The organism is Ruegeria sp. BE10, from assembly GCF_056538905.1.
Genome location: NZ_JBQFTX010000001.1, coordinates 872,695 through 889,882 on the forward strand (window position 1 = coordinate 872,695; position 17,188 = coordinate 889,882).

Annotated in this window: 14 protein-coding genes and 1 tRNA gene; 7 read left to right on the plus strand and 8 right to left on the minus strand. The window is 58.4% G+C overall.

Annotated elements, in window-relative coordinates:
• Positions 1 to 3 precede the first annotated feature (3 nt).
• From ACR0M2_RS04355 to ACR0M2_RS04390, 8 genes are all read right to left on the minus strand, one after another.
• The gene (locus ACR0M2_RS04355) at positions 4 to 927 is read right to left on the minus strand and encodes an alpha/beta hydrolase (RefSeq protein WP_425081063.1); all 924 of its coding nucleotides are present in this window, start codon (positions 925 to 927) and stop codon (positions 4 to 6) included.
• A gap of 12 nt (positions 928 to 939) precedes the next feature.
• Positions 940 to 2,829 carry an acyl-CoA synthetase gene (locus ACR0M2_RS04360; protein WP_480704120.1) on the minus strand — a complete coding sequence of 630 codons (1,890 nt, stop codon included), beginning with the start codon at positions 2,827 to 2,829 and terminating at the stop codon, positions 940 to 942.
• A gap of 157 nt (positions 2,830 to 2,986) precedes the next feature.
• Entirely contained in the window at positions 2,987 to 4,807 is a 1,821-nt protein-coding gene (locus ACR0M2_RS04365) for an ABC transporter transmembrane domain-containing protein (protein ID WP_480704121.1), read from the minus strand.
• Positions 4,808 to 4,935: 128 nt separating this feature from the next.
• Positions 4,936 to 5,010 (minus strand) — tRNA-Gly (locus ACR0M2_RS04370).
• 108 nt (positions 5,011 to 5,118) lie between these two features.
• Entirely contained in the window at positions 5,119 to 6,255 is a 1,137-nt protein-coding gene (gene nagA / locus ACR0M2_RS04375; RefSeq protein ID WP_480704122.1) for an N-acetylglucosamine-6-phosphate deacetylase, read from the minus strand.
• Positions 6,252 to 7,280, minus strand: coding sequence for an SIS domain-containing protein (locus tag ACR0M2_RS04380; protein ID WP_480704216.1), 1,029 nt, complete (start codon positions 7,278 to 7,280; stop codon positions 6,252 to 6,254). Before ACR0M2_RS04380 ends, nagA begins: the two co-directional genes overlap by 4 nt.
• 18 nt (positions 7,281 to 7,298) lie before the next feature.
• The gene (locus ACR0M2_RS04385; protein WP_170347919.1) at positions 7,299 to 8,048 is read right to left on the minus strand and encodes a GntR family transcriptional regulator; all 750 of its coding nucleotides are present in this window, start codon (positions 8,046 to 8,048) and stop codon (positions 7,299 to 7,301) included.
• Positions 8,035 to 8,910 carry a glucosamine kinase nucleotide-binding domain-containing protein gene (locus tag ACR0M2_RS04390; protein ID WP_170409023.1) on the minus strand — a complete coding sequence of 292 codons (876 nt, stop codon included), beginning with the start codon at positions 8,908 to 8,910 and terminating at the stop codon, positions 8,035 to 8,037. The genes ACR0M2_RS04385 and ACR0M2_RS04390 overlap by 14 nt, the downstream gene beginning before the upstream one ends.
• Positions 8,911 to 9,080: 170 nt before the next feature.
• Between ACR0M2_RS04390 and ACR0M2_RS04395 the strand changes: the two genes are divergently transcribed.
• The 7 genes from ACR0M2_RS04395 (at position 9,081) to ACR0M2_RS04425 (ending at position 17,188) form a co-directional block, all read left to right on the plus strand.
• Positions 9,081 to 9,965 (plus strand): N-acetylmuramic acid 6-phosphate etherase, encoded by an 885-nt coding sequence (locus ACR0M2_RS04395; protein ID WP_480704123.1) that lies wholly within the window; start codon positions 9,081 to 9,083, stop codon positions 9,963 to 9,965.
• 23 nt (positions 9,966 to 9,988) lie between these two features.
• Complete coding sequence (locus tag ACR0M2_RS04400; RefSeq protein WP_480704124.1) at positions 9,989 to 11,242, plus strand: ABC transporter substrate-binding protein; 1,254 nt, start codon at positions 9,989 to 9,991, stop codon at positions 11,240 to 11,242.
• 65 nt (positions 11,243 to 11,307) lie between these two features.
• On the plus strand, positions 11,308 to 12,222 hold the full coding sequence (locus tag ACR0M2_RS04405; protein ID WP_170347915.1) for a carbohydrate ABC transporter permease: 915 nt from the start codon (positions 11,308 to 11,310) through the stop codon (positions 12,220 to 12,222).
• Between the two features lie 10 nt (positions 12,223 to 12,232).
• Positions 12,233 to 13,072, plus strand: a complete 840-nt coding sequence (locus ACR0M2_RS04410) for a carbohydrate ABC transporter permease (protein WP_480704125.1) — start codon at positions 12,233 to 12,235, stop codon at positions 13,070 to 13,072.
• Positions 13,069 to 14,103 carry a Gfo/Idh/MocA family protein gene (locus ACR0M2_RS04415; RefSeq protein WP_480704126.1) on the plus strand — a complete coding sequence of 345 codons (1,035 nt, stop codon included), beginning with the start codon at positions 13,069 to 13,071 and terminating at the stop codon, positions 14,101 to 14,103. Before ACR0M2_RS04410 ends, ACR0M2_RS04415 begins: the two co-directional genes overlap by 4 nt.
• On the plus strand, positions 14,100 to 15,095 hold the full coding sequence (locus ACR0M2_RS04420) for an ABC transporter ATP-binding protein (protein ID WP_170347912.1): 996 nt from the start codon (positions 14,100 to 14,102) through the stop codon (positions 15,093 to 15,095). Before ACR0M2_RS04415 ends, ACR0M2_RS04420 begins: the two co-directional genes overlap by 4 nt.
• Before the next feature lie 203 nt (positions 15,096 to 15,298).
• Complete coding sequence (locus ACR0M2_RS04425; protein ID WP_480704127.1) at positions 15,299 to 17,188, plus strand: PhoX family protein; 1,890 nt, start codon at positions 15,299 to 15,301, stop codon at positions 17,186 to 17,188.

A 17,188-nucleotide genomic window follows, 5' to 3' on the forward strand; every position in this document is an offset into this window, starting at 1 on the left:
GGATCAATCGTAGGGCCAGATCTGCTGGCCCAGCGCCTCGATCGCAACTGATATCCGTTCAAAACTGTCTGCAGCGCGTTTCACTGAGGTGCGCGCCCGCAGGTACCCGTGCACAAGGCCGGGCTCATTCACCCAATGCGCCCTCCCGCCCGCTTCGGTGATCTTAGTGCAATAGGCCAGGCCATCGTCGCGCAACGGATCGCAATCGGCGGTGACCACCACAGTAGGCGGCAGGCCCGAGAAATCTTTATCCTGCAGCGGCGCAAACGTGGGATCGTTCTGCGGCGCAGGTCCGCCACAGCGCACTTTTTCGTAGAACCGAATTTCTTCCAGCGTCAAAAGCGGTGCCTGGGCGTGCTCGACATATGACCCTGTGGATGTGTCCCCGCCCAGACCGGGATAAATTAGGACCTGCCCCAGCACTCCATCAAGCCGCCCCCGTGCATGCTGCGCCACCGCGGCGGCCAGATTGCCACCCGCGCTGTCACCGGCCAAAATCAACGGGTCGCCGTATTCCTGCACCACCCAATTCGTTGCGGTCCAGCTATCCTGAAACTGTGCCGGGTGCACATGTTCGGGGCACAGGCGATAGTCTACGGCAACAACCCGATACCCAGTCTGAACGCAAATCTCAGCACAAACGTCATCATGGCTATCCAGCCCACCAACGACGAAACCGCCGCCATGAAAATAGACGACGGTTCGGGTCGGATCTCCGGCGGTGTAAACCCGGACAGGCACGCCATTGGCGGACCTGTCCTGCACATCCAGACCTGCAGGCCGGGGTTGGCGAAAGTCCTGACACATCTTGTTGTAGACGCGGCGCTGATCTTCGATCGAAAGGTCGACAGCGTCATCAGGATAGCTTTCAGCCGTTCGTCTAATGAACGCCCAAGTCTCTTCATCAATCAGACGTTCATAATCCATTGTCCCTCCCGGTCAGGCAGCCCATTCCCATGGCCGGGTAAACGTTCCCAGCACCTTACCGACATCGTCGTCCGAGCAGCCGTTCGCGTCAAGCTGCGCGACAAGCCCGCGCTTTTTGTCGTCAAGCACGGATACGACGCGCGCGTCCAGCCCGGCCTCTTCCAGCGCGCCATTATAGATGCGGGTGATTGCCTGCTTGCGTAGTTCGGGTTTAAAGACCTTACCCACGGCGGTTTTCGGCAATTCGTCCAGAATGGTCATGTGCTTGGGTCTTGCCGCACGTTCGTGAACATGCACGCCGCAATACTCCATCAATTCCTTCTCGGTCACACTGGCCCCGTCGACCAGTTCTACAAAGGCGCAGGGCACCTCGCCCGAGTGCGCGTCGGGCTGACCGATGGCGCCGGCGAAGGCAACGGCGTCGTGGCCCAGCAAAGCCTCTTCGATTTCGGCTGGGTCGATATTGTGGCCGCCGCGAATAATCAGGTCCTTGGCGCGGCCGGTGATCCACAGATACCCATCGTCGTCAAACCGACCCAGATCACCTGTGCGCAGGTACTTGTCGAAATGGTACAGATCAACGTTCTTGTCCGCCTCGGTATAGGTGTTGCCCGCATAGACGCCGGGATTCGAGATACAGATTTCGCCGATCTCATCCGCGCCGCATTCCTTGGGGCCGTCCGGCCCGTCCTGCAGGATTTTCACATCCGTATAGGGGAATGGAATCCCGATCGATCCGATTTTCTTTTCGCCATCCACCGGGTTGCACGACACCAGACAGGTAGCCTCGGTCAGTCCATAGCCTTCGACGATGGTCACACCCGTCGCTTCTTCGAACCGGCGGAACAGTTCGACCGGCAGCGGGGCCGAACCCGAGAAGGCTGTTTTCACGCTTGAGATATCGGCATCCACCGGGCGTTGCATCTTGGCGGCAATCGCGGTGGGGACGGTGATGATGAAACTGACCTTCCAGCGCTCGATCAACTTCCAGAAGTTATCAAACACGCCATCGCCCCGATACCCGGCAGGGGTCGGGAAGACCACATGCGCGCCCGACGACACCGCGGCCATCACGATCACATGCACAGCAAAGACATGGAACATCGGCAACGGGCACATGATCACGTCTTCGTCCGAGAACAACAGCGTGTTTCCAAGCCAGCCGTTGTAGATCAGGCCCGCGTATTTATGCTGCGCCACCTTGGGCATACCGGTGGTTCCGCCGGTGTGGAAATAGCAGGCGACACGATCTTCGGTGCTGTCCTCGAAGGTCAGCGTAGTGGGCTGTTTGGCCAGTTCCTTGTTGAAGTTCTTATAATCCGCATGCGCGAGATGTTCCTTGTCGCCCATCTTGGGACGCAGGAGCGGAACCAGCCAGGATTTCGGTGGCGTCAAATAGCGGTTGAGGTCGATTTCAAGAATGGTTTTGACGTTGGGCGCATGGCGCACGGCCTCTTCGACCTTTTGCGCCACATCGGCCTTGGGGAAGGATTTCAGCGTAACCACCACCTTGGCGCCGGTTTCGCGCAGGATCGCGGCTATCTGCTCGGGCTCCAGCAACGGGTTTATAGGGTTCACGATCCCTGCAACCGCGCCACCCATCATGGTGATCAGCGTCTCGTTACTGTTGGGCAGCACGTAGGCCACCACATCCTTTTCACCAATCCCGAGCGAGCGGAACAGGTTGGCGGCCTGATTGACCTTACCCAGCAGCTCGGACCAGGTCAGCGTTTCGGCCTTGTCGGTCGGCCCGGACAAAAGCTGAAAACTGATCGCATTGCTGTTGGGGAACTTGCTTGCCGTGCGCGACAACAACTGATGGAAGGTGACCGGAACATCGCGGTCCTCCCACGGCATTTCCTGCTCCATCCTTGCCTTGTCTTCCAAACCCACAAAGGCCATATGACTCCTCCCTTATCTCTCCCGTGTCCGGCACGGGTTTTGTATCCACCGCCAAGATGGAAGCAAAACCGTGCATGATCAAGAAAGGGCTTAGCTGTGAAGCCCGGAAAGAGGTAGAATTACGCTGCGGAGCGAATTGCCCTGCCCCCGCGTCACTTTATTCTGCCGCCATGCCGTCGGTGAACTGCAGACGCGCCAATCTGGCATACAGGCCGTCCTGTGCCACCAGATCGTCATGGGTGCCCTGCGCCACGATACGGCCGGCCTCCATCACCACGATCCGGTCAGCCTTTTTCACCGTCGCTAGCCGGTGCGCTACGATCAACGTGGTGCGCCCGGCGCGCATCTGATCGACAGCGCCTTGAACCGCACGCTCGCTTTCGGCATCCAGCGCCGAGGTCGCCTCGTCCAACAGCAGTACCGGCGCGTCCCGCAGGATCGCACGAGCGATGGCGATACGTTGCTTTTGCCCGCCAGACAGCATCACACCCCGTTCACCAACGAAACTGTCGTAACCTTCGGGCAAAGCCGAAATGAAATCGTGTGCGGCGGCGGCCCGGGCGGCGGCCTCAACCTCGGCATCGGTGGCGTCCAGACGACCAAACCGGATGTTTTCACGCGCTGAAGAGGCAAAGATGATCGGGTCCTGAGGCACCAGCGCCATGTGGCTGCGGAACTCGGCCCGGTCGATGTCACGCAGATCGACGCCATCCAGACTGACCTGCCCCGAGACCGGATCATAAAACCGCTGGATCATCTGGATGACGGTTGTCTTGCCCGCCCCCGAGGGGCCGACAAATGCAACCGTCTCGCCGGGGTTAACCTGCAATGACAGATGTTCCAGCGTGACAACATCGGGGCGTGACGGATAGCGGAAGGTCACATCGCCAAAGCGGATCTCACCCCGAACCGGTAATGGCAGCGTCTTGGGATTGGACGGATCGGTGACGGTGTCCTGTGCATTCAGCAATTCCACCAGTCGTTCAGTTGCGCCTGCGGCGCGCTGCAATTCACTCCAGATTTCAGACAAGGCCGCCACAGAACCCGCCATGATAATCGAATAGATCACGAACTGGATCAGTACGCCTTCGGTCATCACGCCGTTGCGGACATCATTTGCGCCCATCCACAACACGCCAACAATGCCCGAAAACACCAGAAAGATGACGATCACGGTCAGAACCGCACGAGTCTGAATACGGCGCAGCGAGACGACGTAAGACGTTTCCGTCATATCCGCGAATTGCTTGCGGCTGGCCTGTTCATGAGTAAATGCCTGCACCGTTTGCACCGCGCTCAGCGCCTCACCTGCGTTACCGGACGAGGCTGCGATCCAGTCCTGATTTTCGCGGCTGATCACCCGCAGGCGGCGCCCCAGCACCAGAATCGGCACCACCACCACCGGGATCAACAACAAAACCAAACCTGTCAGCTTGGCCGATGTCAGCAGCATCAACACCAGCCCGCCGAAGAACAACAACATGTTGCGCAGCGCGATGGACACAGACGAGCCAAGCACTGACTGGATCAGCGTCGTGTCGGTGGTTATCCGGCTCAGGACCTCGCCGGTCATGATACGTTCGTAGAATTCGGGGCTCATTCCGATGACGCGGTCGAACACGGCCTCGCGGATATCGGCGACCACCCGTTCGCCCAGCCGGGTCACCAGCGCATAGCGCAGGCCGGTGCCCACGGCCAGAACCCCGGCGATGCCCAGCGCGGCCAGAAAGTACCACTCTAACAACTCGCCATCTTCGATGCGGAAATTGTCAACCACACGGCGCACGGCCAGTGGCAGCGCAAGGGTCATGCTTGCCGTCAGCACCAACGCCAGTGTCGCCCCGGCCATCAACATCCGATAGGGGCGCATGAAGGGCCACAACGACGCCAGAACGCCAATTTTCTTGGACCGGGCGCGCTCTTCACTGGCGCCGGGTGCGGGTTGTTGTGCTGGACTGGCTGGGGCGGTTCTTGCCATGCGTGGCCCTTAGTTCAAATTCGCAATCAGGTGGTCGCTTCTTGGCGGCAGCAGACGGCGGGGTCAAGCAGCGCGTCACCAATTCACGGCCTGTAAGGGCCATTTGACGCAGAATTTCGGGGCTGATTTGGAGCGGGCGGCGGGAATCGAACCCGCTTCATCAGCTTGGAAGGCTGAGGTAATAGCCAGTATACGACGCCCGCTCAGCGCAGGTCGGTTTAAGGGATGCGTCTGGTGTCGTCAAGCGCCGTTCGGCGCAGGAAATCAATTTCTGTAATCGCGTTCCAATGCAGGAGACAGACGCCCTTCCCTCAACCCTGTGAACATATCCAACAACAGGATTCGAAGTCCGAGGAAATCCGGATCATCGACTCGGCACGCAGCGGTTGCGCAACCGGCTGGCCGATCAGAGACGCCGGATAGGTCGTGGCTGCAGCCAGCGCCTCCTTAAGCGGCACGTCAGCATGTGTGACCAGAATGCGGATCGCAGTGGTCAAGTCCAAATCGGCCCCGGCCAACGTTCCATCCTCAAGTGTCAGGCGTCCGTCCGTCCGCGTGATCAGGCGACCTTCCAGCTCGAACGCAGCCTGATCTGTACCCGCAACAGCCATGGCATCGCTGACCAGAAATATCTGACCGGGCGCTTTCTTGGCAGCCCAGGCCGAGCGGATAACCTCGGGGTGGACATGGATACCGTCGGCGATCAACCCCGCCGACAGCCCGCCCGTCGCCAGCGCCGCACCCACCAGACCAGGTTCGCGGCTGCCCAGTTGGCTCATGGCGTTGAAAAGGTGTGTGACGCAGCGCGCGCCTGCCGCAGCATAGCGCTGACACGTCTCGAAATCTGCATTGCTATGTCCTAGCGACACCAGAATCCCGGCGTCCGACAAAGCTTGCACTTGCTGCAGGGACACGGATTCGGGCGCAAGGGTCACCTTCAGGCACGGCAATTGCTCTGCTGCCGCAATCAGCATGGTCAGGTCCGCGTCCTCCATCGGACGAATTAGCGCCCCGTCATGCGCGCCCTTTCGCGCCACCGACAGGTGTGGCCCTTCAAGATGCAGCCCAGCCACACCCGGAACCCCCACGCGAACCGCCTCTATCGCGGCTGCAACGGCGGCTTCGGTTTTCTCGGGCGTGTCGGTGATTAGTGTCGGCAGCAAGGACGCCACACCTAGACGGCGATGCGCTTCGGCGATCTGCCGGATCGAATCAACCGAGGGGTCGTCATTGAACATCGCGCCGCCGCCGCCGTTCACCTGCAGGTCGACGAAGCCGGGGCACAAGATATCCCCGTTCAGGTCGATGACTTGCCCTTCGATCTGTGCGGTTTCCTCAGCCGCAAGCGCGGCAAGGACGCCGTTGCGAAAGGTCATGACCTGATCAAAATGCAGGCGCTCTCCATCGAACAGGGCACCATTGCGAAATGTCATGGATTCTGAGGTCATACCGTCTCTGTCACCTTTCTCAGATGGCGCGGAGTATCTGGGTCGATCCCGCGCGCCTGCGCCACGGCTTCGACCATGCTGTAAAACGACGTGATCGTGGCAATGGGGTCAGTCAACCAGTGATCGGTTCGGGTTACCGGCAGGCTATGCGCTTTGGTGACCTTATCAGTGGCCGCGAAAACAGCCGCACCTTTGCCTGCCAACGCATCAGCCGCCTCGGCTGTCGTTTGCTCGGCGGCATCTGCGGCGGCAAAAACGATGGCAGGAAACCCCTGTTCAACGATTGAGACCGGACCATGCAGAACCTCGGCCGCCGAATAGCTTTCGGCGTGAATCTGGCAGGTTTCCTTGATTTTCAGAGCAGCTTCATTGGACATTGCAAAGGACGGACCGCGGCCCAGCGTGAACAGTGACCGGCCGGTGATTGCATCTGCCGCCGCCGACCAATTGCATTGCGCGGCCTGCCCCAAATGACCGGGCAAGGATCGGATCGCGGCCGTCAAATCACCATCCCCCTTGATTTCAGCCAACAACCACAACCCGGCCACAAGCGAGGTGACAAAAGTTTTGGTCGCAGCGACACTCAGTTCCGGCCCTGCGTGCAGGGGCAAGACCGCATCCGTCACTTCAGCAAGGCGCGAGGCCGTGTTGTTGGTGATCGCAACCGTCACCCCGCCCGAAGATTTCAGCGTTCGGGTCATCCCTACAATGTCTGGACTTTGGCCCGACTGCGACACTGAAAGGCACACTGCCCCAGCCGCACGCAGATCAGCCCCATAGATCGAACTGACCGACGGCCCGACCGAGGCCACAGGCAGGTTCAGCAACAATTCGGCAGCGTATTTCAAATACGCGCAAGCGTGGTCCGACGACCCCCGCGCCACTGTGATCAGAAACCGGGGATCGGCCTCTTTCACCCGCCTTGCCGCATCCTGAATATTGGCGGCACCCTGGCTTAGCAATCGGTCAACGGCGTCGGGGATTTCCAAAACCTCCTGACGCATTTTCGAACTGTGTTCTGACATGCTCACTTGCCTTTCCGGCTACAGCCGCAACTCGGCGACAAAGTCATAGGTGTCGCCTCGGTAGAGGGATCGGGTCAATTCCGCGACCCGCCCGTTTTTAAGAAATGAAACGCGTTCGATGTTCAGTCCGGCGGCCCCTTCGGGCACCTCCAGCAACTCAGCCTCTCGCGCTGCGAGGTTAAGGGCCGATATCTTCTGTACCGCGCGCACTGGTCGTCGCCCCAGACCGTCTAGCACCTCATAGAGCGAGGTCGTCACCTCGATCGGGTTTGGCAGGATATCCAGCGGCAGCGCAGCACGTTCCAGCGCCAGCGGGCGGCCATTTGCCTCGCGCAGGCGATAGATTCGGGAAATTTGCTCGCCCTCTTTCAGGCTCAGGGCCTGGACCTCCTCGGGGGTAGGTGCAAAGACGCCGCGTTCCAGCCATTTTGAGGTGGTCTGCATACCGCGGCTCGACATGTCCTCGGTGAACGAGGTCAAATGAGTCAGCGATTGTTCGACCCGCGCCACACGTTCGCGAATGAACGATCCTGACCCCTGACGTTGTTCGATCACACCTTCCTGCACCAGTTCCTGAATCGCTTTACGAACGGTAACGCGCGAAAGATCGGTGATTTCAACCAGCTCACGTTCCGACGGCAGCGAGGAATTCGGAGGCAACACGCCGGTGTCGATCCCCTCTTGCAGCCTGTGCCTTAGCTGAACATAGCGCGGCCCTTTGTCCGGGCTCAGCCACAAATCGGCACGCAGGAAGTCAGAGATGCTCATGTCGGATCTCCTTCGCAAGGGCCAAGGCCCCGGTCAGCGGCTCACCCAGCGAGGGGCGAATGGCCGATTGCATGTCATCAGGTAAATAGTGCGCATATTGCCCCGCAATCCCACCGGTCAGGCAGATCGTCTGACCCGCCTGCCAGCCCAACTGTTTGGCGGTATCCGAGATATAGCCAGCCCCCGCTCGTAGAATATGTGCGGCAACCGCATCGCCTTTTTTCGCAGCGGACGTCACTGTAGGTGCGAGCACTCCGAATTGTGCGGGCGTGGCCGTTCCAGCAAAGCGCACAATACCAGCCGGGCCCTGAAGGTCAGCCAACAGCATTTGCGTCAGATCGGTTTCGGCTTGCGTGCCATCATATGCACGCAGCGTCTCAGCCAGGGCTCTGCGCCCAACCCACTGGGCCGAGGCCTCATCCCCCAGAATCGAACCCCAACCTCCGGCAAAACGCATCGCGCCATCCGCCTGCACCGCAAGAAAAGACCCGGTGCCGCAATGCGCGATCAAACCGTCCCGCGCGCCCAATGCCCCCCGAACGGCGGCGGGGCGGTCATCTTCGACCCGCGCGCAGGTCAGGCCCAGCGCATCCCGCAACCGCCCTGCGATCGCGGCATCAGTAACGCCCGCCAGTCCCACAAAAGCAGGCAGAGTGATTATACCCCCTATGGTCACCTCGATCTGACGCGACAATTGATCCAGCCCAGCCCGAATCTGCGCCAGCGCGCTGTCAAAATCGGTCGAAACATTGGCCGCTCCGGTCTCGACACTGTGGACCACACCCCCGATTTCACAGGCGACGCGGCATCGCGTCCCCCCGCCATCAACGGCCAACACAGCATTATCTCGAGACTCATTCATGACAATACCATTATAATACCTTTCAGCGATAGAAAAGGCCAAATTCAGCACTGAATGGCCACATCATCAACTAAACGGATGAATTACCTCGATAAGTCTCAGTCAGAAATAAAATTCTAGACAAGTGGTATTAGATAGGTATTGTATTAGGGAAACGTGGGAGGATTCTCTTGACGCTGCCGTCAACCGAACAATTACACCCTGATGCCGCGCGCCTGTCACCAGGCGATCTGGCCACTTCGGCTCGCGCGTTGGTCGAAGGTCAAATCAAAGCTGCCGCAGCTGTTCGCGACGCCGAGGACAACATCGTGCGGGGCGCCAAGGCCATGGCAGAAACCATTCGCGCAGAGGGGATATTGCACTTTGTGGCCGCCGGGTCATCTGGCCTGATGGCCGCTGCTGACGCGCAAGAGCTGGGCGGCACATTCTCGATCCCCCCTGCCCGTCTGCGCATACATATGGCAGGTGGCCTGCCCACCGGGGTTGAAATGCCGGGCGGGGCCGAGGATGCGACCGAAGGGTTGGAACAAGCCTTGGACAGCTTACAAGCCAAAGACACGGTGATTGCGGTTTCAGCAAGCGGCTCTACGCCGTACACCGTGGCTGCCATGAACATCGCCCGCGACAAGGGCGCAACTGTGATCAGTATCGCCAATAACGGCGGCAGCCCCTTGCTGCTCGGCGCTGACATTCCCATCCTGTTGACCACGCCGCCCGAGCTGATCTCAGGCTCCACACGCATGGGTGCTGGAACAGCACAGAAGATTGCGCTGAACATGCTGTCTTCGCTTATGGCGGTTGAGCTTGGCCATGTGCATGGCGGCATGATGGTCAATCTACGTGCCGACAATGACAAGCTGCGGGGCCGCGCCGCCGGGATTGTCGCCCTCATCGCCGAAGTGGATACAGAAACGGCGCAAAACGCACTGAACGTTGCGCATGGCGACGTAAAACCCGCCATTCTGATTGCCGCACAAGACCTGTCGTTGGCGCAAGCGGATGCTCGCCTGCGAACCACGAACGGAGTTCTGACTGCAGCATTGGCCAAGGATTAACAACTAAATAACGGGAGAGAGAGATGAAACATAAAAGCCTTAAGCTGGCCTTATTGGGGACAACCCTGATGGCCACAACTGCCTATGCCGAAGACGTAACCCTGACCATCGAAAGCTGGCGCAATGATGACCTGACCCTGTGGCAGGACCAGATCATTCCCGCGTTCGAAGCGCAGCACCCCGGAATCAAGATCGATTTCACCCCGTCAGCACCGGCAGAGTATAACGCCGTTTTGAACTCGAAACTGGACGCGGGTTCAGCCGGTGATCTGATCACCTGCCGCCCCTTTGACGCCTCTTTGGCGCTGTATGATGCAGGGCACCTGACCGATCTGTCCGGAGTCGATGCGATGAGCAACTTCTCGGACGTGGCAAAATCGGCCTGGCAGACGGATGATGGCGCGGTCACATTCTGCGTTCCGATGGCTTCGGTAATTCATGGGTTCATATATAACAAAGACGCATTTGCTGAACTTGGGATCGAAGTTCCAACGACCGAGGATGAGTTCTTTGCCACGCTCGACAAGATTCGGGAAGATGGCACCTATATTCCGATGGCAATGGGCACCAACGACCAGTGGGAAGCCGCCACTATGGGTTACAACAACATCGGGCCGAACTACTGGAAGGGTGAGGAAGGCCGTCAGGCCCTGATCGCGGGTGAGCAAAAGCTTACCGATGAGGCCTGGACAGCCCCTTATGCCACATTGGCACGCTGGGGTGAGTATCTGGGCGACGGGTATGAGGCACAGACCTATCCCGATAGTCAGAACATCTTCACACTGGGTCGCGCGGCGATCTATCCCGCAGGCTCATGGGAAATCTCGGGCTTCAACACACAGGCCGATTTTGAGATGGGTGCATTCAAGCCGCCAGTCCGTAACGCTGGCGACACCTGCTACATTTCGGACCACACAGATATCGGCATCGGCATGAACGCCGCGACTGAACATCCCGAGGCCGCCGAGACATTCTTGACCTGGGTCGCAAGCCCGGAATTTGCAGAAATTTTCGGCAATGCCCTGCCCGGCTTCTTCCCACTTTCCAACACGCCTGTCGAATTGCAAGATCCACTGGCCAAGGAAATCGTGGGCTGGCGCGACGAGTGTGAATCGACCATCCGCTCGACCTATCAAATCCTGTCGCGCGGCACACCGAACCTTGAAAATGAAACCTGGGGTGCATCGGTTGCCGCCATCAAAGGCGCCAAATCCCCCGAGGATTTGGGTGCAGAATTGCAGGAAGGCCTCGCCTCCTGGTACGCACCACACCAGTAAACCCAATCATACCCGGGCGGCGGTGATCGCCCGGGTAAACCCGACACCCCATTGAAAGCAGTCCAATGAACCGCCCCCGCTTCCGCTGGCATATCGTCGTGTTTCTGGCACCGGCCGTGCTGGTCTATACCGCGGTTATGATCTTTCCGCTGTTCAACACGCTGCGTCTGGCGCTGTTTACCGAGGTCGATCAGACCCGTGTGTTCGTAGGCCTACAGAATTTTCGAACGCTGTTCTTTGACCCGATCTGGTCCGAACAGTTCTGGAATGCGCTGGGGAATAACTTCTGGTTTTTCCTGATCCATATGCTGGTGCAAAACCCCATTGGCATCGCACTGGCCGCGCTTCTCAGCCACCCACGGCTTCGATTTGCGGCCTTGTACCGGTCGGCGATCTTCATCCCTACGATCCTCAGCTTTGTGATTGTCGGCTTCGCCTGGAAATTGATCCTGTCGCCGATCTGGGGCATCGCTCCGTCAATGCTGGACGCGATTGGGCTGAAATCCCTGTTCGCTCCGTGGCTGGGAAAAGAGGAATACGCCCTGACCACGCTGGCGCTGATCTCGGTTTGGCAGTTCGTGGGCATACCGATGATGCTGATCTATGCCGCCTTGTTGACCATCCCCGAAGAAATCCTTGAGGCGGGTGAGATTGACGGCATTACCGGGGCCTCGGCCTTTTGGAAAATCAAGCTGCCGCTGATCCTGCCGTCGATCGGGATCATCTCGATCCTAACCTTCGTAGGCAATTTCAACGCGTTCGATCTGATCTATGCGTCTCAAGGCGCGCTGGCCGGGCCGGATTTCTCGACCGATATTCTGGGTACATTCATGTATCGCACTTTCTTTGGCTTCCAATTGCAACTGGGCGATCCGCATATGGGATCAGCCATCGCCGGGGCCATGTTTGCCATCATCCTGGTGGGTGTCTGCATCTATCTGTTTGGCATCCAGACCCGGATGCGCCGGTATCAACTGTGAGGGTGAACGGATGAACAAAGCACGCCAAAATCCCTTCAACACCGCCGCGATGCACGGTGCGTTGATCCTGTATACGCTGATCGCCCTGTTCCCGGTCTTTGTCATTCTGATCAACAGCTTCAAAACCCGCCGCGCGATCTTTCGCGAACCCCTGGCCCTGCCCAGCGCAGACAGCTTTTCACTGATCGGGTACGAGACGGTGATGAAGCAGGGGGATTTCTTCCTCTACTTCCAGAACTCGATGATCGTCACGGTCGCATCGCTGTTCTTCATCCTACTGCTTGGCGCCATGGCGGCCTATGCGCTGTCTGAATACCAGTTCAAAGGCAACCTGCTCATGGGGCTTTATCTGGCGCTGGGGATCATGATCCCTATCCGCATCGGCACTGTGGCGATCCTTGAGATGATGGTGGCGACCGGGCTGGTGAACACGCTGTGGGCACTGATCCTTGTCTACACAGCGCAGGGGTTACCGCTGGCCGTATTCATACTGTCTGAATTCATGCGGCAGGTCAGTGATGACCTGAAAGACGCAGGCCGCATTGACGGTCTGTCGGAATACACGATCTTTTTCCGACTGGTCCTGCCACTGGTTCGTCCGGCAATGGCAACTGTAGCCGTGTTCAACATGATCCCTATCTGGAATGACCTGTGGTTCCCGCTGATCCTTGCCCCGGCTGAAGAAACCAAAACACTGACGCTGGGCAGTCAGGTCTTTATCGGCCAGTTCGTGACCGACTGGAACGCGGTTCTTTCGGCCCTGTCGATGGCAATCCTGCCGGTTCTGGTTCTCTACGTAATTTTCTCGCGCCAACTGATCCGTGGCATCACATCCGGAGCTGTCAAATGACCCGTGTACTGATCGCAGGTCTGGGCAATATGGGGCTAAGCCATGCGCTGGCCCATCACCAACACCCCGATGCGCAAATCGTCGGGCTGGTGAACCGATCCGGGCGCGTAGATCACCCCGAACTTTTGGATTATCCAGCGTATTCGAATTTCGAAACTGCTCTGAATGAGACCCGCCCCGATCTGGCTGTGATCGCGACCTATTCTGACAGCCACGCCGACTACGCCTGTGCGGCGATGCAGGCAGGCGCGCATGTCTTCGTCGAAAAGCCGCTAGCCACCAACGTCGCTGACGCGCGGCGGGTGGTGGAAACCGCCACGCGGCTGAACCGCAAGCTGGTCGTGGGCTATATCCTGCGCCACCACCCGTCTTGGATGCGCTTGATCACCGAGGCGCGCAATCTCGGAGGGCCATATGTGTTCCGTCTGAACCTGAACCAGCAATCCTCGGGCGCGGAATGGGAAACGCATATGGCGCTGATGCAAACGACCTCACCCATTGTCGATTGCGGAGTTCATTATGTCGACGTCATGTGCCAGATCACCGAGGCGCAGCCTGTCCGGGTTCATGGGATGGGTCTGCGCCTATCCGATGAGATCGCCGAGGACATGTACAATTACGGTCAGTTTCAGGTGGTTTTCGATGACGGCTCGGTCGGCTGGTACGAGGCCGGATGGGGCCCAATGATGTCTGAAACAGCATTTTTCGTGAAAGATATCGTGTCGCCCAACGGATCGGTTTCAATCACCGATGGCAACAAAGGCGCATCTTCCGATATTGATGGGCATACAAAGGTCGGCGGCCTTCTGGTCCATACGCCACAAGGTGATCGAACCATCGATATGCCCGATGAACCCGGCCATCAGGAACTCTGCGATGCCGAACAAGTCTATATGCTGCGCGCAATCGCCGAAGACATCGACCTGACCCGTCATATGAATGACGCCGTTCAATCCCTCGCCATTTGTCTGGCCGCGGATGAAAGCATCCGCACCGGCCAGCCCGTTTCCCTTGAGGAGCCCGCAAAATGACCGCCCTGACGTTGAGCAATGTGAACAAATCCTTTGGCAATGTGCATGTCCTCAAGGACATCACGCTTGAGGTTGAAGAAGGCGAGTTTGTTGTCTTCGTCGGCCCCTCGGGTTGCGGCAAGTCCACCCTGCTACGTGTGATTGCGGGGCTCGAAGATGCCTCCTCGGGCGAAATCAATATCGGTGGTCAACAGGTCAATCTGGTGCCGCCATCCAAGCGTGGCATAGCTATGGTGTTTCAAAGCTATGCACTTTACCCGCACCTCAGCGTGCGCGGGAACATGACACTGGCGCTGAAGCAGGAAAAGCAGTCCAAAGCGGTGATAGAGGAACGCGTTGCCAATGCCAGCCGGATGCTGAACCTCGAGCCCTATCTGGATCGCTATCCGTCTGAATTGTCGGGTGGTCAACGCCAGCGGGTCGCTATCGGCCGCGCCATTGTACGGGAACCCAAGCTGTTCCTGTTTGACGAACCGCTGTCCAATCTGGACGCCGCCTTACGGATGAACACACGGATCGAGATTGCGAACCTGCACCGGGCACTGGACGCCTCGATGATCTATGTTACCCATGACCAGACCGAGGCGATGACGCTGGCCGACAAGATCGTCGTTTTGCGTGACGGGCGGGTGGAACAGATCGGTAGCCCGATGGAGCTGTACAACAACCCTGCAAACCAGTTCGTTGCCGGATTTCTAGGCTCACCGTCTATGAATTTCCTACCCGAAAGCCTGTTGGGGGATAGCGGCCAGAACATCATTGGAATCCGCCCCGAAGACCTGTTTCTGTCCGACGACGGCCCGCTGACAGCTCAGGTCAGCCATGTGGAGAAACTGGGTGGGGATACAAACGTTATCGCCAAAATACACGACCAATCCGTGACCGCGCGGCTATTCGGTCAGCACGCCATTTCCGAAGGTCAGGAATTGCGGCTCGCCTATACTGCTGACAAGGCCTATCGGTTCGACGCAGCTGGTCAGCGTTTGCGCTAAATGTCGCAGGCACGCGTGTTTTTCTGCGGAACAATCGAGCACCAGAACGCGCGGATTCCCGCAGAGAAAAGGCCTTTTCCCTTTTCATTGCACGCAAAATTCTGAAAGATCAGGCCTCTCCCTTAATGGGGTTGTTATCAAGCTGTCACAAAGAAATTCTAATTGCCTTTCATCTGCTATTTTCTGACAGCCAGGAGCTATCCATGAAAGACATTGATCCCACCACCCTGTCCGCCGACGATTGGGACGAGCTGCATTTCCCCCGCCCCGAAGAAAACGACTTTGACCGTGTTGTAGAAAGCGCCATTTCGCGCCGAGGTTTTCTGGGTGGTGTGCTAGCATTTGGATCAGGCGCTGCCGCTATGGGCGCGGGTCTGATGGGGTCGACTGCCGCTCATGCCGTCACCACGTCGCGCTTTGCATTCACGCCGATTGCTGCGCAGACCGATGGCACCGTGCATGTGCCCGAAGGGTATGAGTGGAAAATTCTGATGCGTTGGGGCGATCCACTGTTTTCCGATGCCGATGGCTATGACCTGACGGATGGCGGCCCATTGGACAAATCAGACCGTATCTTCGGTGAAAACACTGATGGGATGGAGACATTTTCGTTCCGGGGTCACGAGCTGATCGCCATCAACCACGAATACCCGAACCGCAAGATCAACATGCCAGCTGCGCAGGAAGGCGTGCCCGCCAACGCGGACGATGTTTTGAAGCTGCAAAACATTCAGGGTGTGACCGTGATGGAGATCGCCGAAGGCCCCAATGGCTGGTCGGTTGTCAAAGACAGCCCATTCAATCGCCGTATCCACCACAATACGCCGATGAAGATCGTAGGCCCCGCTGCAGGTCACGATCTGCTGAAGACGCAGGCCGACCCAACCGGCACCGCATCTCTGGGCACCATGAACAACTGTGGCGCGGGTAAAACGCCATGGGGCACATACCTGACCTGCGAAGAGAACTTTAACGGCTATTTCGGATCGTCCGATGAAAACGCCAGCTACGACCAGAAGGTGGCAGACGGCTTCAAGCGTTACGGTGTCAAAGCCGAAAGCTGGAACGGGTATGAGCTTTTCGATCCGCGTTTCGACACGTCAAAAAACCCAAACGAACCGCACCGCGCGGGTTGGATCGTGGAAATCGACCCAACTAAGCCGAACAGCACGCCGGTCAAACACACCGGCTTGGGCCGCTTCAAACACGAAAACGCCGAGGTGACACTGGCCGCAGATGGCCGTGTGGTTGTCTATATGGGCGATGACGAGCGCGGCGAGTACTTGTACAAGTTCGTCTCGAACGGCACCTATCAGCCGGGTGGCGAAACCGAGAGCTTGCTGAATGACGGAACGCTGTACGTTGCCAAGTTCAACGACGATGCGACCGGCGAATGGCTGCCACTGACGCCGGAAACGACTGGCATGGATGATGCTGAAATCCGGATCTTTACCCGCATGGCAGCGTCGGCCGTAGGTGGCACCACTATGGACCGCCCAGAATGGGTGGCGTCGAGCCCGGTTGCGGTCGAGGCCTATTGCTGCCTGACCAACAACAAAAACCGTGGTGTCAAACCGAATGCCGGTGGTGACGACACGTCGGTCAATGCCGCCAACCCACGTGAGGCCAACAAGTACGGTCAGATCGTCCGCTGGCGACCCTCGAATGACGATCACGCCGCAGACACCTTTGACTGGGATCTCTACGTCATGGCGGGCAACCCAATGGTGCATTCCGACGACCGCGCTGGCTCGCCGAATGTGAATGAGGGTAATCTGTTCAACTCGCCCGATGGCATGGTCATCGACTCGACGGGCCTGATCTGGATTCAGACCGACGGTAAGGACAACAACGAGGGTGACTTTGCTGGCAATGGCAATAACCAGATGCTGGTTGGCGACCCGGTGACCGGCGAAATCGTACGGTTTATGACGGGCCCCAATGGTTGCGAGGTCACCGGCCTGACCTGGTCCAACGACCTGCGCACCATGTTTGTGGGCATTCAGCATCCGGGCAGCAACTGGCCCGATGGCGGTACACCGCGATCATCGGTCATCGCCATCAAGCGCTCCGACAACGGTTTGGTTGGCTAA

Bases quoted from the DNA above. Each gene is read 5' to 3' on its own strand.
- ACR0M2_RS04365 (WP_480704121.1), bottom strand. From the start codon at position 4,807: ATGGCAAGAACCGCCCCAGCCAGTCCAGCACAACAACCCGCACCCGGC.
- ACR0M2_RS04405 (WP_170347915.1), top strand. From the start codon at position 11,308: ATGAACCGCCCCCGCTTCCGCTGGCATATCGTCGTGTTTCTGGCACCG.
- ACR0M2_RS04355 (WP_425081063.1), bottom strand. From the start codon at position 927: ATGGATTATGAACGTCTGATTGATGAAGAGACTTGGGCGTTCATTAGA.
- ACR0M2_RS04410 (WP_480704125.1), top strand. From the start codon at position 12,233: ATGAACAAAGCACGCCAAAATCCCTTCAACACCGCCGCGATGCACGGT.
- ACR0M2_RS04390 (WP_170409023.1), bottom strand. From the start codon at position 8,910: ATGAATGAGTCTCGAGATAATGCTGTGTTGGCCGTTGATGGCGGGGGG.
- ACR0M2_RS04415 (WP_480704126.1), top strand. From the start codon at position 13,069: ATGACCCGTGTACTGATCGCAGGTCTGGGCAATATGGGGCTAAGCCAT.
- ACR0M2_RS04380 (WP_480704216.1), bottom strand. From the start codon at position 7,280: ATGTCAGAACACAGTTCGAAAATGCGTCAGGAGGTTTTGGAAATCCCC.
- ACR0M2_RS04425 (WP_480704127.1), top strand. From the start codon at position 15,299: ATGAAAGACATTGATCCCACCACCCTGTCCGCCGACGATTGGGACGAG.
- ACR0M2_RS04400 (WP_480704124.1), top strand. From the start codon at position 9,989: ATGAAACATAAAAGCCTTAAGCTGGCCTTATTGGGGACAACCCTGATG.
- ACR0M2_RS04420 (WP_170347912.1), top strand. From the start codon at position 14,100: ATGACCGCCCTGACGTTGAGCAATGTGAACAAATCCTTTGGCAATGTG.
- ACR0M2_RS04385 (WP_170347919.1), bottom strand. From the start codon at position 8,048: ATGAGCATCTCTGACTTCCTGCGTGCCGATTTGTGGCTGAGCCCGGAC.
- ACR0M2_RS04360 (WP_480704120.1), bottom strand. From the start codon at position 2,829: ATGGCCTTTGTGGGTTTGGAAGACAAGGCAAGGATGGAGCAGGAAATG.
- nagA (WP_480704122.1), bottom strand. From the start codon at position 6,255: ATGACCTCAGAATCCATGACATTTCGCAATGGTGCCCTGTTCGATGGA.